21 protein-coding genes are annotated in these 26281 nt (G+C 69.0%); 3 read left to right on the forward strand and 18 right to left on the reverse strand.

The genetic code is table 11. The annotated features are described in order from the left end of the window. Positions 1 to 26 precede the first annotated feature (26 nt). The 3 genes from IHD13_RS11630 to IHD13_RS11640 form a co-directional block, all read right to left on the reverse strand. Positions 27 to 1031 (reverse strand): substrate-binding domain-containing protein, encoded by a 1005-nt coding sequence (locus IHD13_RS11630; protein ID WP_195861214.1) that lies wholly within the window; start codon positions 1029 to 1031, stop codon positions 27 to 29. Between the two features lie 94 nt (positions 1032 to 1125). Next, positions 1126 to 1854: a sulfite exporter TauE/SafE family protein gene (locus tag IHD13_RS11635; protein ID WP_195861215.1), complete on the reverse strand. Its 729-nt coding sequence runs from the start codon at positions 1852 to 1854 to the stop codon at positions 1126 to 1128. Continuing rightward, complete coding sequence (locus IHD13_RS11640; protein WP_195861216.1) at positions 1847 to 3031, reverse strand: Bcr/CflA family multidrug efflux MFS transporter; 1185 nt, start codon at positions 3029 to 3031, stop codon at positions 1847 to 1849. Before IHD13_RS11640 ends, IHD13_RS11635 begins: the two co-directional genes overlap by 8 nt. A gap of 163 nt (positions 3032 to 3194) precedes the next feature. On the opposite strand from IHD13_RS11640, the gene IHD13_RS11645 reads away from it, so the two are divergent. Further along, complete coding sequence (locus tag IHD13_RS11645; RefSeq protein WP_195861217.1) at positions 3195 to 4847, forward strand: methyl-accepting chemotaxis protein; 1653 nt, start codon at positions 3195 to 3197, stop codon at positions 4845 to 4847. A 37-nt stretch (positions 4848 to 4884) separates the two neighbouring features. After that, positions 4885 to 5823 (forward strand): transaldolase, encoded by a 939-nt coding sequence (tal, locus tag IHD13_RS11650; RefSeq protein WP_195861218.1) that lies wholly within the window; start codon positions 4885 to 4887, stop codon positions 5821 to 5823. 251 nt (positions 5824 to 6074) lie between these two features. Here the strand turns inward: tal and IHD13_RS11655 are convergent, their stop codons facing one another. The 9 genes from IHD13_RS11655 to IHD13_RS11695 form a co-directional block, all read right to left on the reverse strand. Then, on the reverse strand, positions 6075 to 6578 hold the full coding sequence (locus tag IHD13_RS11655) for an STAS domain-containing protein (protein ID WP_195861219.1): 504 nt from the start codon (positions 6576 to 6578) through the stop codon (positions 6075 to 6077). Further along, on the reverse strand, positions 6565 to 7758 hold the full coding sequence (locus IHD13_RS11660) for a PP2C family protein-serine/threonine phosphatase (RefSeq protein ID WP_195861220.1): 1194 nt from the start codon (positions 7756 to 7758) through the stop codon (positions 6565 to 6567). Before IHD13_RS11660 ends, IHD13_RS11655 begins: the two co-directional genes overlap by 14 nt. A 12-nt stretch (positions 7759 to 7770) precedes the next feature. Beyond that, positions 7771 to 8583 carry an MlaA family lipoprotein gene (locus IHD13_RS11665; RefSeq protein ID WP_195861221.1) on the reverse strand — a complete coding sequence of 271 codons (813 nt, stop codon included), beginning with the start codon at positions 8581 to 8583 and terminating at the stop codon, positions 7771 to 7773. Between the two features lie 29 nt (positions 8584 to 8612). After that, on the reverse strand, positions 8613 to 9734 hold the full coding sequence (locus IHD13_RS11670; RefSeq protein WP_195861222.1) for a beta-ketoacyl-ACP synthase III: 1122 nt from the start codon (positions 9732 to 9734) through the stop codon (positions 8613 to 8615). Positions 9735 to 9779: 45 nt separating this feature from the next. Beyond that, complete coding sequence (gene hrpA, locus IHD13_RS11675) at positions 9780 to 13790, reverse strand: ATP-dependent RNA helicase HrpA (RefSeq protein WP_195861223.1); 4011 nt, start codon at positions 13788 to 13790, stop codon at positions 9780 to 9782. Between the two features lie 102 nt (positions 13791 to 13892). Beyond that, a complete protein-coding gene (locus tag IHD13_RS11680; protein ID WP_195861224.1) occupies positions 13893 to 15557 on the reverse strand; it encodes an AMP-binding protein in 1665 nt (554 codons plus the stop codon). Positions 15558 to 15747: 190 nt separating this feature from the next. After that, the gene (locus tag IHD13_RS11685; protein ID WP_195861225.1) at positions 15748 to 16539 is read right to left on the reverse strand and encodes a class II glutamine amidotransferase; all 792 of its coding nucleotides are present in this window, start codon (positions 16537 to 16539) and stop codon (positions 15748 to 15750) included. Continuing rightward, on the reverse strand, positions 16532 to 18319 hold the full coding sequence (locus IHD13_RS11690) for a vWA domain-containing protein (protein WP_195861226.1): 1788 nt from the start codon (positions 18317 to 18319) through the stop codon (positions 16532 to 16534). Before IHD13_RS11690 ends, IHD13_RS11685 begins: the two co-directional genes overlap by 8 nt. A gap of 19 nt (positions 18320 to 18338) precedes the next feature. Beyond that, positions 18339 to 18755: a hypothetical protein gene (locus tag IHD13_RS11695; protein ID WP_195861227.1), complete on the reverse strand. Its 417-nt coding sequence runs from the start codon at positions 18753 to 18755 to the stop codon at positions 18339 to 18341. 72 nt (positions 18756 to 18827) lie between these two features. Here IHD13_RS11695 and IHD13_RS11700 point away from each other — a divergent pair, with 72 nt between their 5' ends. Further along, entirely contained in the window at positions 18828 to 20924 is a 2097-nt protein-coding gene (locus IHD13_RS11700) for a S9 family peptidase (RefSeq protein ID WP_195861228.1), read from the forward strand. Here the strand turns inward: IHD13_RS11700 and IHD13_RS11705 are convergent. From IHD13_RS11705 to dnaX, 6 genes are read right to left on the reverse strand one after another with little or no spacing between them, the layout of a single operon-like run. Further along, positions 20921 to 21370 (reverse strand): YcgN family cysteine cluster protein, encoded by a 450-nt coding sequence (locus tag IHD13_RS11705; protein WP_195861229.1) that lies wholly within the window; start codon positions 21368 to 21370, stop codon positions 20921 to 20923. The two genes, IHD13_RS11700 and IHD13_RS11705, sit on opposite strands and share 4 nt — an antisense overlap. 17 nt (positions 21371 to 21387) lie before the next feature. Further along, the gene (locus tag IHD13_RS11710) at positions 21388 to 21684 is read right to left on the reverse strand and encodes a YcgL domain-containing protein (protein WP_195861230.1); all 297 of its coding nucleotides are present in this window, start codon (positions 21682 to 21684) and stop codon (positions 21388 to 21390) included. After that, on the reverse strand, positions 21681 to 22811 hold the full coding sequence (gene rnd / locus IHD13_RS11715) for a ribonuclease D (RefSeq protein ID WP_195861231.1): 1131 nt from the start codon (positions 22809 to 22811) through the stop codon (positions 21681 to 21683). The genes IHD13_RS11710 and rnd overlap by 4 nt, the downstream gene beginning before the upstream one ends. Before the next feature lie 29 nt (positions 22812 to 22840). Then, positions 22841 to 23446, reverse strand: coding sequence for a recombination mediator RecR (recR, locus tag IHD13_RS11720; protein WP_195861232.1), 606 nt, complete (start codon positions 23444 to 23446; stop codon positions 22841 to 22843). Continuing rightward, the gene (locus tag IHD13_RS11725; protein WP_195861233.1) at positions 23446 to 23772 is read right to left on the reverse strand and encodes a YbaB/EbfC family nucleoid-associated protein; all 327 of its coding nucleotides are present in this window, start codon (positions 23770 to 23772) and stop codon (positions 23446 to 23448) included. Before IHD13_RS11725 ends, recR begins: the two co-directional genes overlap by 1 nt. Positions 23773 to 23818: 46 nt before the next feature. Further along, positions 23819 to 25822: a DNA polymerase III subunit gamma/tau gene (gene dnaX / locus IHD13_RS11730; RefSeq protein ID WP_195861234.1), complete on the reverse strand. Its 2004-nt coding sequence runs from the start codon at positions 25820 to 25822 to the stop codon at positions 23819 to 23821. Positions 25823 to 26281: the final 459 nt, after the last annotated feature.

Here is a 26281-nt window from a genome sequence, read left to right on the forward strand (position 1 = left end):
GGCGTGAGTCTTCGACTCCCTGGGCGTTACTCGCCGGTGACGAGGGTGCGCGCCTGGAACTGGGCCAGGGCCTCGGCACGCTCGTCGTCATCCAGCGGGATCAGGCCGGCGTCTTCCAGCGGGCTGCCGTAGCCGGAGACCATCTCGTTGAGGAAGAACTCGGTGTATTCCGCCAACCCCGGGATCACATCCAGGTGCTCGCCCTTGACATAGAAGAACAGCGGACGGGAGACCGGGTACTCGCCGGAGCCGATGGTCTCCAGGCTCGGGGTCACGCCATCCACGGTGGCCACCTGGAGGCGGTCGCGGTTCTGGTCGTAGAAGCTCAGGCCGAAGACGCCCACGGCGTCGGCCTGGGCATCGAGGCGCGCCAGGGTCTCGGTGTAGTCGCCGGCGATCTCGATGATGCGCCCGTCGCCACGCAGAGAGTGGCAGGCGTCACCATCCATGCCGAGGCTATCGCAGCCCGGATCCAGCACCTTCTCCTCGAACACCTCGCGGGTGCCGTGGTTGGAGGCCGGGATCACCAGCACGATCTCCTGATCCGGCAGCTCGGCGTCGATCTCGGACCAGCGAGTGTAGGGGTTGTCCACCACCTCGCCGTCGACGGTCACCTGGCGGGCGGCGGCGGCGAACACATGGCCCGGGGTCAGGGCGAAGGCGCCCCGGTCGGCCCGGGAGGCAAAGACGATGCCGTCGTAGCCGAACATCACCTCCAGCACCTCGTTGACGCCGTTGGCCTGGCAGTTCTCAAGCTCGCCGTTGCGGATGGCCCGGGAGGAGTTGGCGATATCGATGGTGTTCTCGCCGACCCCCTGACAGAACTGGCGCAGGCCACCGCCAGAGCCACCGGAACCGACCACCGGCGTGCTGAACTGCGCCATGCTGTTGCCGAACTCTTCGGCCACGATGCTGGCGAAGGGCAGCACGGTGGAGGAACCGGCGATCTGGATAGTTTCTCGGGCCTGGGCGACGCTCACGCTGCCCATGACGGCGGCGGCGATGGCGGTGGTCTTGATGATGCGATTCATGCGAGTCACTCCTGTCGGTCGAAGAGGTTCTGCCTTGACGTGGGCTCACTTTGCCCAACGAAAATGACAGCCGCATGACAGGGAATGACGTCGCCTAGAACAGCAACACCAGGGCCGCCAGGGTACAGACCGTCAGGGAAGCGGCCTGGATCACCCGGGCATTGAGGCGTGGCGCCAGCCAGGCGCCGAGGAGATGACCGACGAGCACCGCCGGCAGGTAGCTCAGCGCCAGTTGCCAGTGCCAGAGGCCGACCCGGCCGGCCAGGGCCAGCAGCGCCAGGGTGAGGCTGGCGGTGACGATAAAGTAGGCGGCCAGGTTGCCGCGCAGGCGATCCGGCGGCAGGCCATGCAGCAGCAGCGCCAGGGGCGGGCCGCCGATGGCCGCCACGGTGCCGAAGATGCCCGACACCACCCCGGCCCCGAACAGGCTGGCGCGATTGACCGGCAGCCGGAAGCGCCCCAGGGTGATCGCCACGGTGCTGAGCACGATCAGTGCGATCACCTTCTCCAGCACCACCAGGGGGGCGGCCACCAGCAGCCAGAGCCCCAGGGCGTTGCCGGGCAGGCGCCCCACCAGGGCCATGCCGATGGCGTCCAGGCGAATCTCCCGGTAATAGCGCCGCACCATCATCAGCGACACCAGCAGGCCGAAGATCACCAGGATCACCGGCACCAGACAAGGCTCCAGCAACAACAGCAAGGGCGCCCCCACCACCGCCAGGCCGAAGCCGGTGACCCGCTGCACCAGGGCCCCCAGCAACAGGACCAGGGCGCAGGCGCTCCAGACGGCGGGGGCCATCTCCAGCCACCAGGCCTCAGGCATAACGCGCCTTCGGCACCAGTCGGCGCAGCCCCAGGTTGGCGATCAGGCTCGCCCCCAGCATGGTCAACACCATGGGCCAGAGGCTATCGATCTCGAAGGCCCCCACCAGCACCCCGGCCAGGGCCCCGCAGCTGAACTGGATGCTGCCCTGCAGGGCGGTGGCGGTGGCACTCATGCCCGGAAAGTTATCCAGCAGGCAGGTGATGGCATTGGGGGCCACCAGGCCGATGGTGCCGGCGAACAGCATGATCAGCGGCACCACCAGCCACAGCGACTCCAGGCCGCTGGCCATCATCGCCACCAGCCCCAGGCCGGCAACCAGTTGAATGCCGAGCCCCAAGCGCAGGTTCTGCTGGGGCGTATAGCGGGACAGCAGGTGCATATTGAGGCGATTGGAGGCCAGCATGGTCAGCACATTGGCGCCGAACAGCAGCGGATAGTGGGAGGGCGAGACGCCGAAGTGCTGCAGATAGACGAAGGGCGAGGCGGTGATAAAGGCAAACAGCCCGGCGAAGGTCATGGACGTGGCGCAGATATAGCCCAGGCTTTCGCGGTGGGTCAGGACCCTGGCGTAGTTGCCCAGCATCTGTCGCGGCGAGGCGGTGGGGCCATCGCGATGGCGGGTCTCCGGCAGCTTGGTGCCCAGCAGCCACAGCAGGAAGGCGGCATAGGCGGCCAGGAAGACGAAGATCAGCCACCAGTCGCCCAGATGCAACAGGCCGCTGCCCACCACCGGTGCCACCAGCGGCGCCAGCAGCATGATCATCGCCATGGTGGACATGACCCGGGCCGCCTCCCGGCCGCTGAAGCAATCGCGCACGATGGCCGCCGAATTGACCACCGTGGCCCCGCCGCCCAGGGCCTGAACGAAGCGCCAGGCCAGCAGGCTCGACAGGGACTCCACCTGGGTGATGGCCAGGCTGGCCAGCAGGAAGACCACCAGCCCCCCCAGCAGCACCGGGCGCCGGCCGAGGCGGTCCGAGAGCGGCCCGAAGAGCAGCTGGCCCACGGCGAATCCGGCCAGGAAGACGCTCAGGGAGAGCTCGGTGCGATGGATACTGGCGCCGATGCTCTCGGACAAGGCCCCCATGGCGGGCAGATAGGCATCGATGGCGAAGGGAGCCAGGGCGGTGTTGGCGGCCACCAGCAGCGCCAGGCGACGGGGGTCGAGAGTCAAGCGGGCCTCCGGGAAAAAGATAGGTTGCTAATTGTACTCCCTTGACGCCATGACGCCAGCCCTCGGCTTGCCGCGCCAGCTCAGGGCGAGCGTATTAGTCATAATGCAATAATTGACTGGCAGGCTAGCGACTCCGTTTTCCGATCCCCCCTGGAGTGCCGCCTTGACGCTGCTCGATCGCCTTTCCCTTCGCCACCTCGCCCGCCTGCTACTGCTGTCGATTGCCCTGCTGGTGGGGGCCCTGACCCTCTTCGCCCTGCAGGTCACCCAGCAGAGCCGCACCCAGCTGATCGAGCTGGAGCGCGTCAATGTGCAGCAGGCCTCCTCCCTGAGCCGCCTGCAGGTCGCCGCCCTCGAGGGCCTGACCCGGATGGATCGCGCCCTGGAGCGCCAGCTGCGCCCCTCCCTCGGCGACCCCGAGGCCGCCCTCGAAGCGATCGAGCGTGAGCTGGCGATCATGGCCGCCGCCCAGGCCCAGTTCATGGCCGCTCCCTACGATGCCGCTCAGGCGGACATCCGCCAGCAACTGGCGGCCCACTATGAGCAACTGGACGAGGCCATGCGGGCGCAGCGGGACGCCATCCTGCGTGGCGATCGGGCAGCCTACCGTGCGCTGACCCATGAGGCCATGGCGGCGAGCCATGCCCTTCACGCCGAGGCCCACCGCTTCCATGAGGATGCCGACCGCCGCGTCGCCGACCTGATGCGCCGCGCCGATGCCCAGGCCCGCCTGGCCACCCTGGGACTGACCCTCGGCCTGGGCCTAGCGGCCCTGCTCCTGGCCGGCGTCGCCGTCTTCGGCCAGCGCCGGGTGCTCGGCCCCCTGCGGGAGGTCATCGCCCATTTCCAGCATATCTCGGCGGGGGATCTCTCCCGCCCTATCGCCTCCCGGGGCCGCCACGAGATTGGCCAGCTGTTCGCCGAACTCGCCCGCATGCAGGCGGCCCTGGCCGACATGGCGGTCGGCGTGCGCACGGGGGGCGAGCGGGTCCTGACCCATGCCCAGCAGGCCAGCCTCGGCAATCGCGCCCTGGCCGGCCACACCCAGCAACAGGCCAGCGCCCTGGAGCAGACCGCCGCCGGCCTCGACCAGCTCACCGCCACCGTGGCTCACAATGCCGAGCATGCGAATCAGGCCGCCTCGCTCAGCGCCTGCGCCAGTCAGCGGGCCCGGGAAGGCAGTGACCAAGTGGTTCAGTGCGTCGCGACCATGCAGGCCATCCGCGACGAATCGGGGCGTATCGCCGAGATTATCACCCTGATCGACGCCATCGCCTTCCAGACCAATATCCTGGCACTCAATGCCTCGGTGGAAGCGGCCCGGGCCGGTGAGCAGGGCCGGGGGTTCGCGGTAGTGGCCGGCGAGGTGCGCGCCCTCGCCGCGCGCAGCGCTACCGCAGCCGAGGATATCCGTCGCTTGATCGAGCGCTCCCTGTCACGCATCGAGAGCGGCACCGAACTCACCGCCCGCGCCGGAGACGGCATGCGCGCCATCGTCACGGCGGTCGACGAGGTCAGCACCCTGCTGGAGGGCATCTCCCAGGCCTCCCGGGAGCAGCATGACGGCATCGTCCAGCTCAACCAGGCCATGCGCCAGATGGAGGGGGTCACCCGGCAGTATCAGGAGAGGGCCCTGCAGGCAAACGAGGCGGCCCAGACCCTGGAACAGGAAGCCCGGGAGCTGGACACCCTGGCCTCGGGCTTCACGTTGGCCGAGCCAAAGGTGCGTCGCCAGCCTGAGGCCAGCCCGACCAGGCCGGCCAGGATCCCGCGTCGGCCCGCTTCCCCCATACCCAGCCTCGAGGGAGCTTGTTAGAGTGTCTAGACAAGACAGGAGCCCACAGGACACCCCCATGGCCCAAGACAAGTTGACCCAGCTCAAGGCGATGACCACCGTGGTCGCCGACACCGGTGACCTGGAGGCGATTCGCCGTTTCCAGCCCCAGGATGCCACCACCAACCCCTCGCTGATCCTGCAGGCGGCCCAGCAGGCAGATCGCCGGGCGCGGCTGGCGGAGATCGCCCGCCACTGCACCGATATCGACGACGCCCTGGACACCGTGGCGGTGGAGATCGGCAGCGAGATCGCCGCCCTGGTGCCCGGCTATGTCTCCACCGAGGTCAGCGCCCGCCTCTCCTTCGATACCCAGGCCACCCTGGACCGGGCCCGGGCCCTGATCGCCCGTTACGAACGGCATGGCGTGGGCCGCGAGCGCATCCTGATCAAGGTGGCCGCGACCTGGGAGGGGATCTGCGCCGCCCAGCAGCTGGAACGCGAAGGCATTCATACCAACCTCACCCTGCTGTTCAGCTTCGCCCAGGCCCAGGCCTGTGCCGACGCCGGCGTCACCCTGATCTCGCCTTTCGTCGGGCGCATCCTCGACTGGCACCGGGCCCAGCAGCCGGACGCCGACTTCTCCGGCGACCAGGACCCGGGAGTCCAGTCGGTGCGACGCATCTACGAGCACTACAAGGGCCAGGGCTACAAGACCGTCGTCATGGGGGCCAGCTTCCGCAACCAGGGGGAGATCGAGGCCCTGGCGGGCTGCGACCGCCTGACCATCTCGCCGGCGCTGCTCGAGCAGTTGGCGGAGGACTCGGGCCCCCTGCCCCGCCGACTGGCGCCCCTGGACGACGCCGAGACCTCCGCCGGGGAGCCCCTGGACGAGGCGGAATTCCGCTGGGCCCTCAACGAGGATGCCATGGCCACCGAGAAGCTGGCCGAGGGGATCCGCAAGTTCATGGCCGACCAGCGCAAGCTGGAGGAGCTGCTGGCGGAACTGCGTCGCTAAGCCCCCTACGGGAGCGGTGTCACCCCAACGCAAAACGCCCCGGCCATGGCCGGGGCGTTTGTGTTGGTTGATAGCCTTAGGCTTTGGCTGAAAAGTCGGCGAGCGAAGGCCAGACAAGGCAAAAATCGGCGAAAAGACGGACCGGGCTCGCGTACGAGTTTACGGGATGTAAATGAGTATTTTGATCGGACTCGCGCACGAGCCGGTTTTTAACACCGTATGGCCGAGCGCAGCCAGTTTTCAGGCATAGCCTAGTGCTCCTGGGGCTGCTGGGACTCCAGCAACTCCACCAACGGCTGGAACTGCTCGCGGTTGTGCTCGTTCATGCGCATCAGGATGCGGTGAGCCTCGAGGATGCGCTGCTGCATGGCTGCCTCGTCCGCCTCCACCAGCGGCAGGTCGTCGAGCTGGGCCGGCTCGGTGAGCGGCGCCTCGACCAGGTTGAAATAGTGGGCAAAGCCCATCACATCCAGCATTCGCTGGACATCGGGATGGTCGGCGACGATGGTCGGCGGCTGCTCCAGGCGCCCCTTCACCGCCATGGCCACCTTGGCCAGGAAGCCCAGCGCCGTGGAGTCCACGTTGCTGGCCTCGCGCAGGTCGATCATTACCGCGGTCAGTCCCGGCGTCTCGGCCAGGCGCTGCACCTGGTTATCCAGGGTGGCGCAGAGTGTCAGTCGCACGTCCCCGCACAGCTTGAGCACGAAGACACCGGACTCGAAGGCCGCCTTCAGTCGCCCCTCATGCATTATCATGGTCGAAACCGCTCAAGGTCATGATGGTCAGATCATCGGGTAAATCGTCGTGGCCCGGGGCGTCCTGAACCAGGCCATCATCGTCGGCCCCGATCTCGCCCAGGGCCAGTCGGCGGCGCAGCCCTGCCACGCTGTCGCAGGCCAGGGCCAGGCGCTCCAGTTCCTTGAGCCGTACCGCCAGGGTCTCTCCCTTGAGACACTCCAATACCCCATCGGAGCAGAGCCAGAGCCGGAAGTTCGCCGGCAGCTCGCACACCAGGCTGGGATAAGCCACCTGGGGGAAGAGCCCCACGGGCATGCCCTCCCCCTCCAGGGGGTGGACCTCGCCCTGGGCCTCCAGCAGCGGCATCGGCAGCTGGGCCCCCAGCGAATAGTACAGCCGATGGGCCTCCCGGTCGATGACTCCCACGAAGAGGGTAGCGTGCTTGCCGATGCCGGTATCCAGCAACTCCCGATTCAGGGCGGCGAGCCACTGAGCCGGCAAGGCCTCGGGATCGCTGCCATCCCACTCGGTGAGCCAGCGATTGCACAGGTACTTGAGCAGCACGGTGACGAAGGCCGAGGAGGCCCCATGACCGGAGACATCGGCGAAATAGAAGACGCTGTAGCGCTCATCGAAGCGCTGGAAGTCGAGAAAGTCCCCGGACAGGTAGAGCGAGGGCGCCAGCCAGTAGTCGCAGGCGACCCCATTCAGCCTCAGGGGCCGAGGCGGCAGCAGCTTGCGCTGGATATGTCCGCCGGCCTGTTGATCCAGGCGCAGCAGCGCCAGATGGGTCTCCAGGCTCTCGTTGAGCTCCGCCAGGCGCTGACGATCCCGGGCATGCTCCCGAGCCAGCTCGTGGTTCTCGAGCACCTTGGCAATCATCAGCCGCAGCAGCTCGGCGTGCTTCAGGGGCCGCACGATGTAGTCGACGGTGCCCGCCGCCACCGCCGCCAGCAGGTCGCTGTCCAGGCGCGACTCGCTGACCACCAGGGTGGGCAGGGTCGCGGTCAGGGCCGCCCAGGCATGGCTGGGCACCGCGCGCACATGGGCCACCACCAGGGCGGCCTCTTCGGGCAGGTCCTCGAGACGCTCCGCCGCGGCCACCGCGAAGGGGCCCTTGGCGATCGCCTCGGCCAGGGCATCGCGATCCTCTCCCGGCCGATCCAGCACACCGATCAGGCGTCGTTGACTGGCCATAAGCGTCCTGCCTTAGTCGGCCTCGCCAGCGCCGTCGCTGGCCTCATCGCCGAAGTCGAAGTCATCGTCATCGAAGTCGAAATCGAAGTCGTCGCTGGCGAAGGGGTCGTCCCCCAGCTCGCCATCGCTGACCTCGAAACGTCGCCGTTGCAGGTAGGCATCGCGGATAAAGACGTAGCGGTCGCCGCGGATCAGGGCCTCCTGGTCGAGCAGCCCGGCCCGCTTGTCCACCAGGTTCAAGGCGGTGAGGAATATCTCCAGGTCCCGGTCATTGAGCTGGTGGGTGGGGTAGGTCACCCAGTCCACCGGCAGGCCGGCGGTATCCCGCACCGTGCTGGGACCGAAGAAGGGCAAGACCAGGTAGGGTCCCTCCCCCACCCCCCAGACTCCCAGGGTCTGGCCGAAGTCTTCCTTGTCGGCGGTGATCTCCATCTGGGTGGCCACGTCCACCAGGCCCAGGATGCCCACCGTGGTATTGATCACGAAGCGTCCGGTAGCGAGGCCGGCATTGGCGGGCTTGCCCTGCAGCAGGCTGTTGAGGGCGGTGCGCAGTTCCCCCAGGTTGGAGAAGAAGTTGCTCACCCCACGCTGCAGGGGATCCGGGGTCACGGTGTCGTAGGCCACCGCGGCGGGACGCAGGAGGGCGCGGTCCAGGCCATCATTGAAGGCATAGACCCCCCGGTTGAAGCCCTCCCAGGGGTCGTCCGGATGGCGATCCTCCACCGCCACCCGCCCGGCGCAGCCGGCCAGCAGGCTCACCGCCATCAGCACCACCGCCAGCTTGCCCAGCCGGCTTCCCAGGTCCCGCCATCCCTTGCCATTCATCGCTTTCACCTTTGACGCCTACCCCGTGCTTATGCCTTGCGCAAGATTACGCTGCCGGCACTGTACCCGGCGCCGAAGGAGCACACCACCCCCAGGGCACCGGAAGGCAGGTCGTCCCGATGCCGATGGAAGGCGATGATCGAGCCCGCCGAGCTGGTGTTGGCGTAGCGGTCGAGGATCACCGGGGCCTGCTCCGGGGAGGGATCATGGCCCAGCACCTTGCGGGCGATCAGGTCGTTCATATGACGGTTGGCCTGGTGCAGCCAGAGGCGCGACAGGTCGTCGCCCGCCAGCTCCAGGCTCGCCAGATGATCGGTGATCAGGGCCGCCACCATCGGGCAGACCTCCTTGAACACCCGCCGCCCTTCCTGGACGAAGAGCTTGTCCAGGGCCTGGGGATCGCTGTCGGTGACCCGATTGAGGAAACCGGCATTGTTGCGAATGGCATTGGAGAAGCGGGTGGTCAGCCGGGTGCCGAGAATCTCGAAGCCGTCGCCCACGCGGGCTACCTCGTCGGCCTCCACCACCAGGGCGGTGCAGGCGTCGCCGAAGATGAAGTGGCTGTCCCGGTCGCGGAAATTGAGGTGCGCCGAGCAGATCTCCGGATTGACCACCAGGGCGCGGCGGATGCTGCCGGCGCGGATGGCGTTGCTGGCCAGCTCCAGGGCGAAGGTGGCCGAGGAGCAGGCCACGTTCATGTCGAAGGCGTGGCCGCCGGCGCCGAGGGCCGCTTGCAACTCCACCGCCACCGCCGGATAGGGGCGCTCCAGGTTGGAACAGGCGACGATCACCAGCTCGATCTCGCTCGCCGCCACCCCGGCCCGCTCCAGGGCCTGGGTGGCCGCGGCCAGGCCCATCTCGGCCTGAATCGACAACTCATCGTTGCCGCGCTGGGGCAACCGGGGGCGCATCCGCGCCGGGTCGAGAATGCCCTCGGCATCCAGCACATAACGGCTGTGGATGCCCGAGGCCTTGACGATAAAGTCGCTGCTGGAGTGGGCCAGGGGCTCTCGCTCCCCGGCGGCGATGGCCTCGGCATGGCGGGCGTTTTCCGCGTCCACCCAGGCATTGAAGGCCGCCACCAGGGCGTCGTTATCGATGGCATGGGCCGGGGTAAAGAGGCCCGAGCCGGTGATTACCGCTGTCGTCATCTTGCTCTCCTGTGCCGGGCGCCCAAGGCCCCCGGCCATCGTCAATCAGCCGTGTTCGATCAGTTCCGCCCAGCGTTTCTCCAGCCGCTTGGCGGAGACCGGCATCAGGGTGCCGAGCTGCTGGGCGAACAGCGACACGCGCAACTCCTCGATCCACCAGCCGAATTCCACCAGGCGGGGATCCTCGCGTCCGGCGCGGCGGCTCGCCTCGAGGCGTTCCGCCAGGCGCGTTTCGAAACCGTGCACTTCCTGCATCAGCATCTGGTCGCGCATGCGCTCCCGGGGCGCCTTCTCCAGGCGAAGGGCGGCGGCCTCCATGTAGCGCGGGTAGTGCTCCAGCCAGGGCCCCGCCGCGGCGATAAAGCCGGGATGAACCAGGCGTTGCATCTGGGCCTTGATGTCACTGTATACCAGGGCCAGGGCGAAACTGAGGTTGCCTTTCAACGCCTTGGTCACCGCCAGATGGCCGCTCAGGGCCCGCGCCAGCAGCGCCACCTTGGCCTCGCCCCGGGGCAGCAGTTCGGCGGCCCCGGCCTCGAGGCGCGCGGCGAATTCTGCCCGGGAGCGCGGCAGCGGCTCCTCGGCCATCACCTCCAGGAAGACCGCCGCCACCAGGTCATCCACCAGTTGACGCTTGCTGCCCACCTTGGCGAACAGCAGGGCGCACTTGTCGACGCCGGGCAGCTTGCCCAGTGCCTTGACCTGGTCCGGCAGTTCGCGCATGGCCAGGCGCTTGATGCCGTGGCGATGCGCCTCCCGGGCCTTGTCCGGGTGCTCGAAGAGTTCCACCGCCAGGCCGTCGTCCGCCTCCGCCAGGGCCGGGTAGGCCTCGACCCGGATGCCCGCCTGGGTGGTGACCCGGGACTCGGGCAGGGCCTCCTCGGGCAACGCTTCGACGCGGGTGGCGGCGGCGCCCTGCACCGCCTCGGCCAGGGCCCGGGCCCCGGCACTGGCGGCCTCGCTGAAGCGCGCCTTGAGGGCCTCCAGGTCGCGCCCCTGGCCCAGTTCGCGACCCTCATGGTCGACCACCCGCAGGTTCATGCGCAGGTGGGGCTCGAGCTGCGCCTCGTTCCAGTCGTCGGGGCCCAGGCGCAGGCCGGTCTTGACCCGCAGGAACTCGCCGAGGGCCGCGGTCAGGGGGGTATCGTCCGGCACCAGGCGCTCCAGGGCCGCATCCACCCAGTCGGGGATCGGCACCACCTGGCGGCGGATCGCCTTGGGCAACCCCTTGAGCAGGCCGATGCACTTCTCCCGCAACAGCCCCGGCACCAGCCAGTCGAGGCGCGCCGCCGGCAGCTGCCCGAGCATGGCCGCCGGCACCGTCAGGGTCACGCCATCGTCCTCCGCCCCGGGCTGGAAGTGGTAGCTCAGCGGGTAGCTGACGCCGTTCAGGCTCAGCTGGTCCGGGTACTGGGCGGCGGTGACCTCCTCCGCTTCCCGGGCCATCAGCGCCGCCTTGTCGAACTTGAGGACTTCGGGGTCTTCGGCCTCGGCCTGCCGGCGCCAGTGCTCGAAGCCCTTGCCGTTGACGATCTCCTCGGGCAGGCGAGCGTCGTAGAAGGCGAACAGCGCCTCCTCGTCGACCAGGATATCGCGCCTCCGGGCGCGGTCCTCGAGCTCCTCCACCTCCTCGATCAGGGCGCGGTTATGGGCGAAGAAGTCGCCGCGGGTCTTGAACTCGCCCTCCACCAGGGCGCGGCGGATAAACAGCTCCCGGGCCTCCCTGGGCGCGATAGGGCCATAGTGCACCTTGCGCCGGTTGACGATGGGCAGGCCGAACAGGGTGACCTGCTCGAAGGCCACCACCTGGGCGCGCTTCATCTCCCAGTGGGGCTCGCTGTAGCTGCGCTTGACCAGGTGCCCGGCCAGCGGCTCGATCCACTGGGGCTCGATGCGCGCCGCCTGGCGGGCGAAGAGCCGCGAGGTCTCCACCAGCTCGGCGGCCATCACCCACTTGGGCGACTTCTTGGCCAGGCCGGAGCCGGGGTGAATCATGAACTTGCGGTTGCGCGCCCCCAGGTACTCGCGATTCTCGGTGAGCTGGCCGAGGTTGGAGAGCAGCCCGGTGAGCAGCGCCTGGTGCAGGCGCTGGGCCTGGGCGCGGCGCTGGCTGACCGCCGCCTCGCCCTCGCCGGTCTTGGGCCAGGGCTGGGCCGGCGGCACCGTGATCTCCATGTCGCGCAGCAGCTGGCGCAGCTGGCGGAAGGTGTCGTGCCACTCGCGCAGGCGCAGGTAGTTGAGGAAGTGATCGCGACACCAGCGCCGCAGCTGGTTGCCGGAGAGCTCCTCCCGGGCGGCCTCGAAGCCCTCCCAGAGATTGAGCCAGGCGACGAAGTCGGAGTCCGGATCGTCCCAGCGACGATGGGCCTGGTCGGCGGCCTGGCGTTTCTCCGCCGGGCGCTCCCGGGGATCCTGCACCGCCAGCGCCGAGACCACGATCAGCACCTCGCGCAGGCCGCCTCCCTCGGCCCCGGCCAGCACCATGCGCGCCAGGCGCGGATCGATGGGCAGCCGCGCCAGGCGCCGCCCCAGGGCGGTGAGGCCCTGGCGCTCGTCCACCGCGCCCAGCTCGAAGAGCAGCCGGAAGCCGTCCTTGATGAAGCGTGGGTCCGGGGCGTCGACGAAGGGGAAGGCCTCGATCTCGCCGAGCTTCAGCGCCAGCATGGAGAGGATCACCGAGGCCAGGTTGGTGCGCTGGATCTCCGGTTCGGTAAAGGCCGGCCGGCCGAGGAAGTCCTCCTCGTCGTAGAGGCGAATGCAGACCCCCTCGGCGACCCGCCCGCAGCGCCCCTTGCGCTGGTCGGCACTGGCCTGGCTGATCGGCTCGATGGGCAGGCGCTGCACCTTGGCCCGGTAGCTGTAGCGGCTGATGCGCACCAGGCCCGGGTCGATCACGTAGCGGATGCCCGGCACGGTCAGCGAGGTCTCGGCGACATTGGTGGAGAGCACGATGCGCCGCCCGCGGTGGGGCTGGAAGACCCGGTTCTGCTCGGCATTGGAGAGCCGTGCATAGAGGGGCAGCACCTCGGTGTCGCGCAGCTGGGCGCGGCGCAGGGTGTCGGCGGCCTCGCGGATCTCGCGCTCGCCGGGCAGGAAGATCAGCACGTCCCGGGGACCGTGGCGCCAGCCCTTCTCCCGCTCGATGGCCTCGATCTCCTCCACCGCATGGAGGATCCCCTCCTGGAGGGTGCGGTCGGCCTCGTCCTCGGCGTCACGCACCAGGGGGCGATAGCGCACCTCCACCGGGTAGGTGCGCCCGGAAACCTCCACCACCGGGGCCGGGCGCGGCTCGCCCGCGTCGCCCGGCAGGGCGAAGTGGCGAGAGAAGCGCTCCACGTCGATGGTCGCCGAGGTGATGATGATCTTGAGGTCGGGGCGACGCCGGGTGAGGCGCTTCAGGTAGCCGAGCAGGAAGTCGATATTGAGGCTGCGCTCGTGGGCCTCGTCGATGATGATCGCCTCGTAGCGGGAGAGGTCCGGGTCGTGCTGGGTCTCCGCCAGCAGGATGCCGTCGGTCATCAGCTTGATCAGGGTGGCATCGCTGGTCTGGTCGGTGAAGCGCACCTGGTAGCCGACCTGCTCGCCCAGGGGCGTGGCCAGCTCCTCGGCCAGCCGGGTGGCCACCGAGCGGGCCGCCAGGCGCCGCGGCTGGGTGTGGCCGATCAGGCCGCGCCGCCCCAGGCCCAGTTCCAGGCACAGCTTGGGCAGCTGGGTGGTCTTGCCGGAGCCGGTCTCGCCGGCCACCACCACCACCTGGTGGTCGCGCAGCGCCTCGAGGATCGACTGACGATGCTCCACCACCGGCAGCTCGGCGGGGTAATCGAGGCGCACCGCCCGCCCGCGGCGCTCGGCCAGGCGTGCCTCGGAGGCGCTCAGGCGCTGCTCCAGGCCATCCAGGCCCCGGTCGATGGGCTTGCCCTCCCGGGCACGGCGGCGCAGCCCGGCGAGGCGACGGCGCAGTTCGGGAAGGTCGCGAAGCAGGCAGTGGTCGAGCCGGGCGCCGAGGGCGTCCAGCCGGGCCAGGTCGGCGGTGGGTCGGGAGGTGGTGGTACTCAAGGCGTCCTCATCGGCGGTGAGCTATCGAGACGGCCCGCCCCGGAAAGCCGGGGCGGGCCGTCATTGTAGCGCCACCGGGCGGCGGCGCCTAACCGGGCTCGGTCAGGCGGCACTCTTGTCGCCATCGCGCAGCTCACGGCGCAGCACCTTGCCCACCGGGGTCTTGGGCAGCTCGTCTCGGAATTCCACCGTCTTGGGCACCTTGTAGCCGGTGAGTTCCTGCTTGCACCAGGCACGCAGGGTCTCGGCGTCCAGGTCGGGATTCTTGCTGACCACGAACAGCTTGACCGCTTCACCGGTGTTGTCGTCGGGCACCCCCACCGCGGCCGCCTCGACGATATCCGGATGATGGGCCACCACGTCCTCCACCTCGTTGGGATAGACGTTGAAACCGGAGACCACGATCATGTCCTTCTTGCGGTCGACGATCTTCACGTAACCATCCTCCTGGAGCACGGCGATATCGCCGGTGCCGATCCAGCCCTCCTCGCTCAGCGTTTCGGCGGTCTCCTCGGGCATGTTCCAGTAGCCCTTCATCACCTGGGGCCCCTGGACGCAGAGCTCGCCCGCCTCGCCGAAGGGCAGCGCCTGGCCATCGGCGTCCACCACCTTGACCCGGGTGCCGGCCACCGGCTTGCCGATGGTGCCGAGCTGGATGGCGTCCACCGGGTTGAAGGTGACGATGGGCGAGGTCTCGGTCATGCCGTAGCCCTCCGCCACCGGGCAGCCGGTGACCTGCTCCCAGCGCTCGGCGGCGGCATGGGTCAGGGCCATGCCGCCGGAGATGGTCAGCTTGAGCTTGGAGAAGTCCAGGGCCTTGAAGTCGTCCCGGTTGCACAGGGCATTGAAGAGGGTATTGAGGCCGATAAAGGCGGTGAAGGGCATCCCCTTGAGGGACTTGATAAAGCCGTCCAGGTCGCGGGGGTTGGGGATCAGCACCGAGTGGTTGCCGGTCTCCACCAAAAAGAGGCAGTTCACCGTGAAGGTGTAGATATGGTAGACGGGCAGCGGCGCGATCACCGTCTCGCACCCTTCGCCGAGGCCGGCACCGATGGCGGCCCGGGCCTGAAGCATATTGGCCACCAGGTTGCGATGGGTGAGCATGGCGCCCTTGGCGCGCCCGGTGGTGCCGCCGGTGTACTGCAGCACCGCCAGGTCATCCAGGTTCTGGTCCGCATCCTTGGACTGCTGGCCGGCGCCCTTGGCCAGCGCCTGGCGGAAGGGAATCGCCATGGGCAGGGAGTACTTGGGCACCAGTTTCTTGACGTACTTGACCACCGCATTGATCAGCAACCGCTTGGGGAAACCGTGCAGGTCGCCGAGTTCGGTGACCAGCACCTTCTTGATCTCGGTCTGGTCGAGGACCTTCTCCAGCTTGTCGGCCATGTTGGCCAGGATCAGGATCGCCTTGGCGCCGGAGTCCTTGAACTGGTGGGCCATCTCCCGCTCGGTGTAGAGGGGGTTGGTATTGACCACGACCAGGCCGGCGCGCATGGCACCGAACAGGGCCACCGGGAACTGCAGCACATTGGGCAGCTGGATGGCGATGCGATCCCCCGGCACGAGGTCGGTCTCGTGCTGGATCCAGGCGGCGAAGTCCCGGGACAGCTTGTCGAGCTCGCCATAGGTCAGCACCTGCCCCATGCAGGAGAAGGCCGGCTTGTCGGCGAAGCGCTTCACCGAGGCGCGGAACACATCCATCACCGACTGGTAGTCGTCGAGGCCTTGCAGCTCCGGGCCGCTCAGGATGGGGGCGGTCTCACTCATGGCGTATCTCCAGGTTGGCGGTCGACTCATGGGCCGACGCTTGTTATTGGCACCGACCTACCTTATAACAGGGCCGACGGAGATGTAAAACGATCGATTGAAACTGTCGTTAGCCTCAATGCTCGATACCGTCGCCCCTTTCGTCCCTTCTCCCTCAAGACTATGGTTTATCGGCCATTTCGCAAGTGACTCAGCTCTCGCCATCGCTCATGAAGCGCGCCTGGATCTCGCCATCCCGCCAGACCAGCAGCTCGCCGGGCGCCATGCGCACCCAGGCCTCGTTATGGGTCAGGGGCTCGGTGGCCAGCACCGAGACCACATCATCGGGGGTGGTGTGTTCGACGAAATCGACGCACAGCTCCGCGTCCGACAGGGTCGCCTCGCCGAAGGGGGCGCGGCGGGTGATGTGGGCCAGCTTGGTGGAGCAGTAGGCGTAGAGGTAGTGGCCATCGGCGAGCAGCAGGTTGAAGACGCCGAGACCGCGCAGCCGCTCGCAGAGCGCGTGGAGCGCCTGCCACATGGCCCGGGGCTCCTCGGGAGGCTCCGGGAAGCGACGGCGCAGCTCGCCGAGCAGGAAGCAGAAGGCGTGTTCGCTGTCGGTGCCTCCCACCGGACGGTAGAAGCTCAACGGCAGGGCCTGCCAGTCGGCCAGCTGGCCATTATGGGCATAGCACCACTGACGGCCCCAGAGCTCCCGGGTGAAGGGGTGGGTATTGGCCAGGCAGATCTGCCCCACATTGGCCTGGCGAATATGGCTGATCACGATATGCGACTTGATCGGGTAGTCGCAGATCAACCGGGCGATGGGCGAGGCCACCGAGGGGCGGGGGTCGCGGAAATCCCGATAGCCTCCGGCCTCGTAGAAGGCGATGCCCCAGCCATCGCGATGGGGGCCGGTCCCCCCGCCCCGATGCAGGAAGCCGGTGAAGCTGAAACAGATATCGGTGGGCACATTGGCACTCATGCCCAGCAACTCACACATGGGGCTCCTCCCTCGGCCGCCGACGGGCCCGGCGGCGGGCGCCGCTCATGGCCACGATGATCACCAACAGGAACAACAGGGCGACCAGGCCACCCCAGAGACGCGGGTCGTCATGGTAACGTCGCCAGCCCTGCTCCACGGCCCGGGGCAGCTCGCGCAGCTGCGTCTCGATGCGTTCGGCGGTGGTGCGCGGCGCGGGCCCCGTCTCCCGGGGCTCCGTGGCCCCTTCCAGGGCCTCGCCGGCCAGGCTCTCGGAGGGCTCGAACGCCTCCAGGGCCAGGCGCGCGTCCGGATTGAGCAGCAACCGTGGCAGGTCCAGGCGCAGGGTCTCGCCCCGCCAGTCGATCTCGGCGCGCATCAGCAGCGGCACGGCGGCATCGCCCTCCAGGGGCGGCAGCGGGATCCGCCACTGCCCTGGCTCACCGGTCTCGACGGCCAGGGCCTCGCCCAGCAGGAAGGCCTCGATGCGGGTATTGGCGTGGTCGAGATCGGGATGGCGGGCGGCGAGCTCGACCCGCTCCCCCGCGTCCCGAGCCTCGATGGCGGGCAGGACGTTCACCGCCTGGAGCCGCTGACGGCGCACGCCGTCGCGGCTGGCCTCCAGCACCAGCCGGGCATTGCCGGCCAGTTCCGCCCCGGGCAAACGGCCGACGAAGGCCGTGCCTTCCGGGCCCAGCTCGGTGGCCGCCAGGGCCTCGCCGCCGAGTCCCTGCAGGCGAGCCCGCACACGCCAGGTCGCGCTCTCCTCGGCGGAAAGCCGCTGCCCCTGGCTGACCAGCCAGGCCTCCAGGGGCAGGGGGAAGCCGGTATAGAGGGTCGCCGGCAGGGCCCCGTGGCGCAGCACCGGGTCGGCGTCCAGGTGCAACCGGCTGGCGTCTCCCAGCGCGCCCTCGATCCGCCATTCGCCGGGGAGGGGATCGTCGATACGCACCAGGTCGAAGTGGGATTCACTCAGCCACTCCAGTCCCTGCCCCGGCGCCTCGGCGTCATGACGGCCCCCCTCGGGGTCGACGATCACCAGCTCCTCGCCGGGCTCGCGCAGCAGCAGCGCCGAGATCCCTGCGACGCCGTCGTCCACCAGGAAACGCCCCGCCTCCAGGGGCAGCTGATCCACCGGGAAGAGGCGCTCGAGGATATCGAGGAAGGCCTGCAGCAGGCCATCGGCACTCTCGACCTGGGCCGCCAGGCCGCCACCCACCTGGGCCAGGCGCTCGGCCAGGGCCAGATCGGCCTCGGCGGAGAAGGCGATGGCGTGCAGGGTGACGCCCTCCTCGGCCAGGGCGGGGGCCAGCTCGTCCAGCAGCCGCTGCCGCGAGGCGGCATCCCGCTCGGCCTTGCCGCCCCCCGCCGGGGCCGGCAGGTCGACCATGCCATCGGTGAACAGCACCAGTTGGCGAGGGCCATTGGCCGAGGCTTCGGCGGCATCCCGCACCGCCGCCTCGATATCGGTGTACTGCTCGTACTCCACCAGGCGCGGGCGCAGCGCCAGGGCCCGCTCCCGCCAGTCGGCATCCACCTCGGCCACCGGCAGGGCCTCGCTGACGGTTTCGCCGAACAGCCAGAGTCCGGCCCGGGAGCCGGCGGGCAGCAGGGCCGCCAGCAGCGTCAGGGCACTGGCGCTGAGCCGCTCGGGATCGTTATGGCGCATGCTGCCGGAGACGTCGAACAGCACCCGCACATCCTCCCGGGACTCCCGCTCCGGCACCGGTTCCGGCGCCTGGGCAGCCAGTCCCAGGGACCAGCAGAGTGCCGCCACACCCACCACCCAGATCCCACGCATCCCGTCTCCTTGGTTCGATTCAGCCGATCTTCGGCTCCTGGCGCCGGGGCGCCGCCGACTCGGCGGGCTGCTCGGGCGCCTCGTCGGCGATCGCCTCGCGACGCCCCAGGTGCCACAGCACGGCCCCGACGGCGATCCCCAGGATCACGCCCATGGCGAGCATCAGCAGGGCGCTGCGAAAGGCACCGCCCTCGCCCTGCAGGAAGGCGATGGCCGCCACCATGATGGCCGGCGCCACCCCGGTGTGAAGCTCCTCCTCCAGCAACGGCAGGCTGAAGCGCGCCGGCATCCAGATGACCCCGGCCACCACGGCGGTGATCACCAGTCGCGGCAACCGCGGCAAAAAGCGAATTCCCAGGTAGCCAGTCACCAGCACCACCAGCGACAATAGAACATAGACCAGCCACAACAGTGGCATCGAGTCGGAAATCAACATCTACTCTCTCCCGGGGCGTGCCCCTGTGGCACGCCATCTTTGGTGATCAGCGACTATGGTACACCGCGACCTATGAAAGCACAGCCGCCCGCGCCCCCCGTCGTCCGCTTCCGGCGTTCCGAGGATCCCCACTGGCACTGGCTCGAGGAGCGCGAGGCGCCCGAGGTCCGGGCCTTCCTGGAGGCCACCAATGCCCAGTGTGCGGCCTGGTTCACCCCCCTGGAGCCGCTGGTGGAGTCGCTCTACCGGGGGCACCTGGCACGCCGCGAGCTGGCGGTGACCGGCCTGGCCACGCCCCTGGATCACTTCACCTACTGGAGCGAGACCGGCGCCGAGGCGGACTACCCGCGCTGGTGGCGCCACCCCAATGGCGAGCCCGAGGCCAAGGCCTGCTTCCTCGACCTGGAGGCCCGCGCCGCGCCCCACGACTTCCTGGAACTGGGCGATATGGCCCTCTCCCCGGACGAAACCTGGCTGGCCTGGAGCGAGGACACCAGCGGCGACGAACGTTTCACCCTCTACCTCCAGCGGCTGCCGGAGGGCGAGCCCAGGGCCCTGCTGGAGGAGATCGGCCCCGAACTGAGCTGGGCCGAGGATGGCCGGACCCTGCTGTTTACCCGCTACGACGCCACCCAGCGTCCGGACAGCATCTGGCGGCTGCGCCTCGATCTCGCCGACGCGACGCCGGCCATCGCCGAGGAGGCCCTGGTGCTGCGGGAGGAGGACCCGGAGTTCTGGCTGGGGCTGGGCAAGACCCGCTCCCGGGCCTGGCTGGTGCTGGAGAGCGCCTCCAAGGACACCAGCGAGTGCCACCTGATTCCGGCGGCCGCCCCCGCCACGCCGCCGCGCTGCTTCCGCCCCCGGGAGAGCGGCGTGGAGTATGCCCTGGAGCACCGCCCGGGGACCTTCTATGTACTGCATAACCGCCAGGCGACCCACTTCCGGCTGGACACCGTCGCCGAGGCAGAGGCCCTCGGGGAGTCGCCCCCGGCCTGGATGCCCCTGGTGGCCCATCGGGACGACCACACCCTGGAGGGGGCGGATGCCTTCGACTGGGGACTGGTGATCACCGAACGAGACCATGACCAGGCCCAGGTGCGGCTGCGGGTCCTCGAGCTGGACGCCGATGACGGCATTCATCGCGATCGTTACCTGCCCCTGAAGGAAGCCCCCTGCAGCCTGATGCTGGGCGACATGCCCCACTTCGACAGTCGCCGGCTGCGCCTGCGAGAGGAGTCCTTCACCCTGCCGGTACGCTGGCTGGAGCACGACCTGGACAGCGGCGAACGGCGCCTGCTCAAGGAACAGCCCATCCATGGCGACCTGCGCCCCGAGCAGCTCGCCTGCCGGCGCCTGTGGGCCGAAGGTCACGACGGCGAGCGCATCCCGGTCTCGGTGGTGGCCCGGGCCGACCGACTGGGCCAGGGGCCGCTGCCCACCCTGCTCTACGGTTACGGCGCCTATGGCGAGGTGCTGGATCCCTGGTTTTCGGTGGCGCGCCTGGAGCTGCTGGCCCGGGGCGTGGCCTTCGCCGTGGCCCATGTGCGCGGCGGTGGCGACCGCGGCGAGCCCTGGTACCTGGCCGGCAAGCTGGAGCACAAGGCGAACAGCTTCCGCGACTTCCTGGCGGCCCGGGATGCCCTGGTCAGTCAGGGCATCAGCGACGAGGGACGCATCGCCGCCTATGGCGCCAGCGCCGGCGGCCTGCTGGTGGGAGCCAGCCTCAACCTGGCGCCGGAGGCCTTCTGCGCGGCGGTGCTGGACGTGCCCTTCGTCGACGTGCTGCGCACCATGGAGAACCCGGACCTGCCGCTGACCACCGCCGAATACACCGAGTGGGGCAATCCGGACGAGCCGGACGCCCGGCGACGCATCCGCGACTACTCGCCCCTGGACAACCTGGAGGATCGCCCCTACCCGGCGCTCTTCCTGCAGGGCAGCTGGCATGACACCCGGGTCCCCTACTGGGAGCCGGCCAAGCTCTATGCGCGCCTGACCGAGCAGGCCCTGGCCCGGGGCGAGACGCCGACCCGGGGGCCGCGGCCGATCCTCTTGCGCTGCGACCTGAGCGCCGGGCATGGCGGCGCCTCGGGACGCTTCAAGGCGTGGCGGGATAACGCCCGCCAGGACGCCTTTATCCTCTGGGCGCTGGGACTGGCAGAAGCCTAATCGTCGATGGGCAGGACGGCGATGATATGGTCCTCGAGGTACTCCTCGGGAACCTCGCGCTGGGAGACCGCGAAGCTCGACACATCGATGCCCTTGCGGCGCAGGCGCCGGTCGTCGCCGGCATTGAGGGGGTGCCAGGCGGCCAGCTTGCGCCCCTCGTAGAGGCGCCGGTAGGCGCAGGAGTGGGGCAGCCAGCGGAACTGCTCGACCCGCTCCAGGGTGAGCTGGGTACACCCCGGCACCCGGGCGAAGCGGTTAGCGTAGTCGCCACAACGACAGCTGGGGATATCCAGCAGCTCACAGGCCACGTTGAGCACCGCCACCTGGCCGGTCTCGGCATCCTCCAGCTTGAGCAGGCAGCACTGGCCGCAGCCGTCGCAGAGCGCCTCCCACTCCTCGGTGGTGAGCTCGTGCAGGGGATAGCGCTCCCAGAAACGTTCACGCATGGTCGTCTCGTCGCCGCTCAGTAGCGGGCCTCGGTGGGGGCCCGGTAGAGGTCGAGCATGTACTCTTCCCGGGCCGGCGGCAGCTGGAAGTAGTAGCCCTTGTCGCGGATGGCCGCCATTACGTCGGCGGCCTTGGCGCGGGCCAGGGGCTTCTCCTCGGTGAGGATCAGCGTCAGGGCCGGTTGGGGCTTGCCGAAACGCTCGAGCAGCGCCTCGGGCACCTCGGCCAGGCCACGGCGCTTGTCCACATAGAGGTACATCTCGTCACGGCGCGGGCTCTTGTAGATCTCGCACAGGATCTTGTCATCGGTCATGGGGTGACTACCTCGTCGAGGGCATGGGTCAGGTCGGCGGCGAGGCGCTCGCCCCGCCAGCCACCGGGCAGCGGCAACGTGCCACCGTTCAGGTGAGCGGTGACCAGGGCCTCCAGGTCACGGCGCCGCAACAGCAGCTCCGGCGCCACGCCCAGGGCCTCGGCCTCCGCATTGACCACCCGCTTGAGGGCCTTGAGGCGCTTCTTGAAGGCCGGGCTGGTGGGCACCGGCAGGGCCGCGGGCAGTTCGGCCTCGTCACAGTGCTTGGCCGCCTTGACCAGGGCCAGCAGCTGGTCGCCGTCGCGCTTGATCTGGGCCGGCTTGAGCCCTTCCACCTGGGCCAGTTCATAACGGTTCTCCGGCATCCGCTCGGCGATGGCGAAGAGCAACTTGTCGTTGACCAGCCAGCCCCGGGGCAGGTTGCGATTCCGCGCCTCGCCCTCCCGCCAGATGGTCAGGCGGCGGTAGGCGTCGATCTGGCGCGGCGTGAGTTTCCACAGCTGGCGCTGACGCAGGTACCACTGGGCATCGTTATCGCCATTGCGTCCGGCCTGGGCCAGCAGGGTATCGCACTCCGCACGCAGCCAGTCCAGGCGGCCGGCGGCCTCCAGGGCGGCCTGCTGGCGTTGCCACACTTCGAGCAGGTAGACCACATCCAGGGCGGCATAGCTGAGCTGGGTCTCGGAGAGGGGCCGCGCCAGCCAGTCGGAGCGGGTCTCGTCCTTGGGCAGGCTCTCGTCGAGCCAGTGCGCCACCAGGCGCTGGTAGCCCATGGCGGGGTCCTCTCCCAGCAGCCCCTGGGCGACCTGGGTATCCACCAGGGGCGAGACCAGTACCTCGGCCCAGGTGGCCAGCACCTCCAGGTCCTCGCTGCTGGCATGCAAGAGCTTGACCGGCCCCTCGCCGAGCAGCCGCTTGAGCGCCGGGGTGGCGGCCACGGCCTGGGGGTCGATCAGATAGACCGCGCCGCCGGCATAGAGCTGCACCAGGGCCGGCACCGGGTAGAAGCTCGACTCGCGGAAGAACTCGGTGTCCAACGCCAGGGTGTCGGCCCGGGCCAGGTCGGCGCAGGCGGCATCCAGGGCCTCGGGGGTATCGATCCAGCGAATCTCGGGGTCAGGGGACATCTTGGTTTCCAAACTTGAAGGGGCCGGCGCTAGTCGCCGGCGAAGGGCTGGCGGCCCAGGAAGGCGCGGCTCAGGGTGCCGCCATCCACGTATTCCAGCTCACCACCCATGGGCACGCCGTAGGCCAGCCGCGACAGGCGAATCGGGCGCCCCTGCAGCTGGCTGGCGATGTAGTGGGCGGTGGCTTCGCCCTCGACGGTGGGGTTGGTGGCCAGGATCAGCTCCTCGATGGGCTCCTCGGCGAGGCGCGCCTCGAGGCGATCGAGGCCGATATCCTCGGGGCCGATGCCATCCAGGGGCGAGAGGTGGCCATGCAGCACGAAATACTGTCCCTGGTACCCCCCGGCCTCCTCGATGGCCAGCATATCCGCCGGCGATTCCACCACACACAGCACCCGCTCGTCGCGGCGCGTACTGCGACACAGGGTGCACACCTCCTCCTCGGTGAGGGTACGGCAGCGACGGCAGTAGCCCACCGCCTCCAGCGCCTCGCCGAGCACGCCGGTGAGCCGACGCCCGCCCTCGCGATCACGTTCGAGCAGGTGCAACGCCATGCGCTGGGCGGTCTTGGGCCCGACGCCGGGCAGCACCCGCAGCGACTCCATCAGTCGCTCGACCAGGGGCGAGAAGCTCATTAGAACGGCATCTTGAAGCCGGGGGGCAGGTTCAGCCCGGAGGTAATCTCTTCCATCCGCGAGCGGGAGTTCTCCTCCACCTTGCGCACGGCATCGTTGACCGCCGCGGCCAGCAGGTCCTCGAGGAGCTCCTTGTCCTCCTCCATCACGCTGGGGTCGATATCCACCCGGCTGACGTCGTGGCGACCGTTCATGGTCACCTTGATCATGCCGGCGCCGGCCTCACCGGTCACCTCGGCCTTGGCCGCCTCTTCCTGGGCCCGCTGCATCTTCTCCTGCATCTCCTGGGCCTGCTTCATCAGGTTACCCATTCCACCTTTCATCATGATGGCGTTCCTCTATCTCGTCGTGGGAAAGTATCGGTCCACCGGCTCAGGAGGCCGGTGTCTCAGGGGTCACGCTGCTCTCCTGGAGCCGCGCACCGAAGGTCTCTTCCAGCTGCTGTACCTGAGGGTCGGCCTTGAGGGCCGCTACCGCCTCGGCATGACGCTCGGCGGCCAGCCGCTGGGCTCGCGCCTGGGGCGTCTCGATTCCCGCCGGCAGCTCTGCGACTTCGACCACCAGGCGGCGCGAGATATCCTGGGCGGCCAGCGCCGCCTGGATACGCTGATGGTGCACCTCGGCATTCATCGCCGACTGGGAGGGGTCGAGGCGCAGCTGCAACGTCTGACCATCGTCGGCCTCCACCACGCAGTGGGCCGCCAGGTTGCGGGTCAGCCCGCCCAGCCCCAGGCTCTCGAAGCGCTCCAGCCACTGGGCGTGATCGAGCTGGCCATCCGCCGCCAGCGGCGCCGTGGCGGAGGCGACGGGGGACGACTCGGGCAGCGACGGCTCGCTTGGCGCTGTCGCCGGGGCCGCCGGCTCGGCGGCGGGCGGTTCCAGGCTGGCGTCGGCCGGTGCCTCGACCACCGCCCTGTCGGGCGTGGCCGGGGCCTCGGGAGACGGCGACACCGTCTCGGGCGGCATGTCGGCCGCTGTCTCGGGATAAGGCTCCCAGGGCGGCGGCTCTACCGCCGCCGAGGTGGGCGCGGGAGCCGCGTCAGGAACGGGTGCCGTGGCGACCGCCTGGGGGGGCTCACTGGCCGACCGGGACTCGACCTCCGGCATCTGGGCGGTCGGCTCGGGGGGCTGAGCCGGCTGCGCCGCCTCGCTGCCACCATCCGGGGCTCGATCGGCCGGGGCCGGTGACGGCTCCTCTCCTGCCACCGGCCCGCTCGGATTCATTGCCGGCTCGGCACGCAGCGGCAGTGGCGTCTGGGCCGGCTTCGGCACCCCCTGGGGACGGAAGGCCAACATCCGCAGCAGGGTCATCTCCAGGGCCCCTCGGGGATCCGGGGCCTGGCCCATATCGGCGCGTCCCTGGAGCCCGATCTGGTAGTAGAGCTGGATATCCTCGGCGGTAAAGCGCGCCGCCAGGGCCAGCAGGGCATCGCGATCGCCATGGGCGTTGCTGACGCCTCCCGGCACCATCTGCGCTACCGCCAGGCGGTGCAACACGCCGACCAGATCGTCCAGCACGCCGGCGAAATCGGGTCCCTGCTCGGCCAGGCTGGCCACCTCGGCCAGCAGCCGAGCGGCATCCACCTCGGCCAGGGCCTCCAGCAGGGCCAGCACGTGGCGATGATCCAGGGTGCCCAGCATGGCTGCCACGTCGCCGTGACGCACCTCGCCCTGGCCGAAGGCGATGGCCTGATCGGTGAGGCTCATGGCATCGCGCATGGAGCCATCCGCGGCCTTGCCCAGCAGCCACAGGGCACTCTCGTCGAAGGCCACCTGCTCGGCGGTCAGCACCTGGGTCAGGTGCTCCACCACCCGCTCCGGCGGCATGTTCTTGAGGGTGAACTGCAGGCAGCGCGACAGCACCGTCACCGGCAGTTTCTGGGGATCGGTGGTGGCCAGCAGGAACTTCACATGGGGCGGCGGCTCTTCCAGGGTCTTGAGCAGCGCATTGAAGCTGTGGGTGGAGAGCATGTGTACCTCATCGATGAGGTACACCTTGTAGCGGCCCTGGGTGGGCGCATACTGCACGTTGTCGAGCAGCTCCCGGGTATCCTCCACCTTGGTGCGCGAGGCCGCATCCACCTCGATCAGGTCGACGAAACGCCCCTCGTCGATGGCCCGACACGCCTCGCAGACACCGCAAGGGGTCGAGGTCACCGCCTCGTCGCCCTCCCCCTTGGCGGTACAATTCAGGCACTTCGCCAGGATGCGCGCCAGCGTCGTCTTGCCCACCCCGCGGGTGCCGGTGAACAGATAGGCATGGTGCAGGCGCCCCTGATCGAGGGCGTTGACCAGTGCGCGGCGCACATGGTCCTGACCGACCAGCTCATGGAAGGTGCGCGGACGCCATTTGCGGGCCAAGACCTGATAGCTCATGCAGTGCGGAATCCTTACGGCAAGAAGTGGGGCGCCGACCCTGGGTCGAGCGATAACCCCCTATTCTAGCGGTTGGGGCCCATAGCGGAAAGCGCCGCCTCCGGCCCGCCCTCCCCGACTGGCGCGCACACGAAAAAACCCCAGCCTCTTTCGACGCTGGGGTTTTCTCTCAATACGTGCCTGACGATGATCCGGCCGGCGCTCCGGGCGCCGGGCTCCGGTGGCCGGCACTCCGGGACTCTCGCATGGGGGTGAGACCGCCCGGCCCTTCGTGGCACCGCCACGAGGGCGGTCGAACGCCCCGAGCCGGCGAGGGGCCGGACCGCGAAGCGGCCCCTAGCGTTATCCTGGTTAGCCACAGACGAAAAACCCCGACCATCTAATGATGATCGGGGCTTTTCTGAATAAGTGCCTGACGATGACCTACTCTCGCATGGGGAGACCCCACACTACCATCGG

The organism is Halomonas sp. 328 (assembly GCF_015645095.1).
Lineage (GTDB): Bacteria > Pseudomonadota > Gammaproteobacteria > Pseudomonadales > Halomonadaceae > Bisbaumannia.

Coding starts and splice junctions, on each gene's coding strand:
- IHD13_RS11630 (WP_195861214.1), bottom strand. CDS start 1,031: ATGAATCGCATCATCAAGACCACCGCCATCGCCGCCGCCGTCATGGGC.
- IHD13_RS11635 (WP_195861215.1), bottom strand. CDS start 1,854: ATGCCTGAGGCCTGGTGGCTGGAGATGGCCCCCGCCGTCTGGAGCGCC.
- tal (WP_195861218.1), top strand. CDS start 4,885: ATGGCCCAAGACAAGTTGACCCAGCTCAAGGCGATGACCACCGTGGTC.
- IHD13_RS11655 (WP_195861219.1), bottom strand. CDS start 6,578: ATGATAATGCATGAGGGGCGACTGAAGGCGGCCTTCGAGTCCGGTGTC.
- IHD13_RS11660 (WP_195861220.1), bottom strand. CDS start 7,758: ATGGCCAGTCAACGACGCCTGATCGGTGTGCTGGATCGGCCGGGAGAG.
- IHD13_RS11665 (WP_195861221.1), bottom strand. CDS start 8,583: ATGAATGGCAAGGGATGGCGGGACCTGGGAAGCCGGCTGGGCAAGCTG.
- IHD13_RS11670 (WP_195861222.1), bottom strand. CDS start 9,734: ATGACGACAGCGGTAATCACCGGCTCGGGCCTCTTTACCCCGGCCCAT.
- IHD13_RS11680 (WP_195861224.1), bottom strand. CDS start 15,557: ATGAGTGAGACCGCCCCCATCCTGAGCGGCCCGGAGCTGCAAGGCCTC.
- IHD13_RS11685 (WP_195861225.1), bottom strand. CDS start 16,539: ATGTGTGAGTTGCTGGGCATGAGTGCCAATGTGCCCACCGATATCTGT.
- IHD13_RS11690 (WP_195861226.1), bottom strand. CDS start 18,319: ATGCGTGGGATCTGGGTGGTGGGTGTGGCGGCACTCTGCTGGTCCCTG.
- IHD13_RS11695 (WP_195861227.1), bottom strand. CDS start 18,755: ATGTTGATTTCCGACTCGATGCCACTGTTGTGGCTGGTCTATGTTCTA.
- IHD13_RS11700 (WP_195861228.1), top strand. CDS start 18,828: ATGAAAGCACAGCCGCCCGCGCCCCCCGTCGTCCGCTTCCGGCGTTCC.
- IHD13_RS11705 (WP_195861229.1), bottom strand. CDS start 21,370: ATGCGTGAACGTTTCTGGGAGCGCTATCCCCTGCACGAGCTCACCACC.
- IHD13_RS11710 (WP_195861230.1), bottom strand. CDS start 21,684: ATGACCGATGACAAGATCCTGTGCGAGATCTACAAGAGCCCGCGCCGT.
- rnd (WP_195861231.1), bottom strand. CDS start 22,811: ATGTCCCCTGACCCCGAGATTCGCTGGATCGATACCCCCGAGGCCCTG.
- recR (WP_195861232.1), bottom strand. CDS start 23,446: ATGAGCTTCTCGCCCCTGGTCGAGCGACTGATGGAGTCGCTGCGGGTG.
- IHD13_RS11725 (WP_195861233.1), bottom strand. CDS start 23,772: ATGATGAAAGGTGGAATGGGTAACCTGATGAAGCAGGCCCAGGAGATG.
- dnaX (WP_195861234.1), bottom strand. CDS start 25,822: ATGAGCTATCAGGTCTTGGCCCGCAAATGGCGTCCGCGCACCTTCCAT.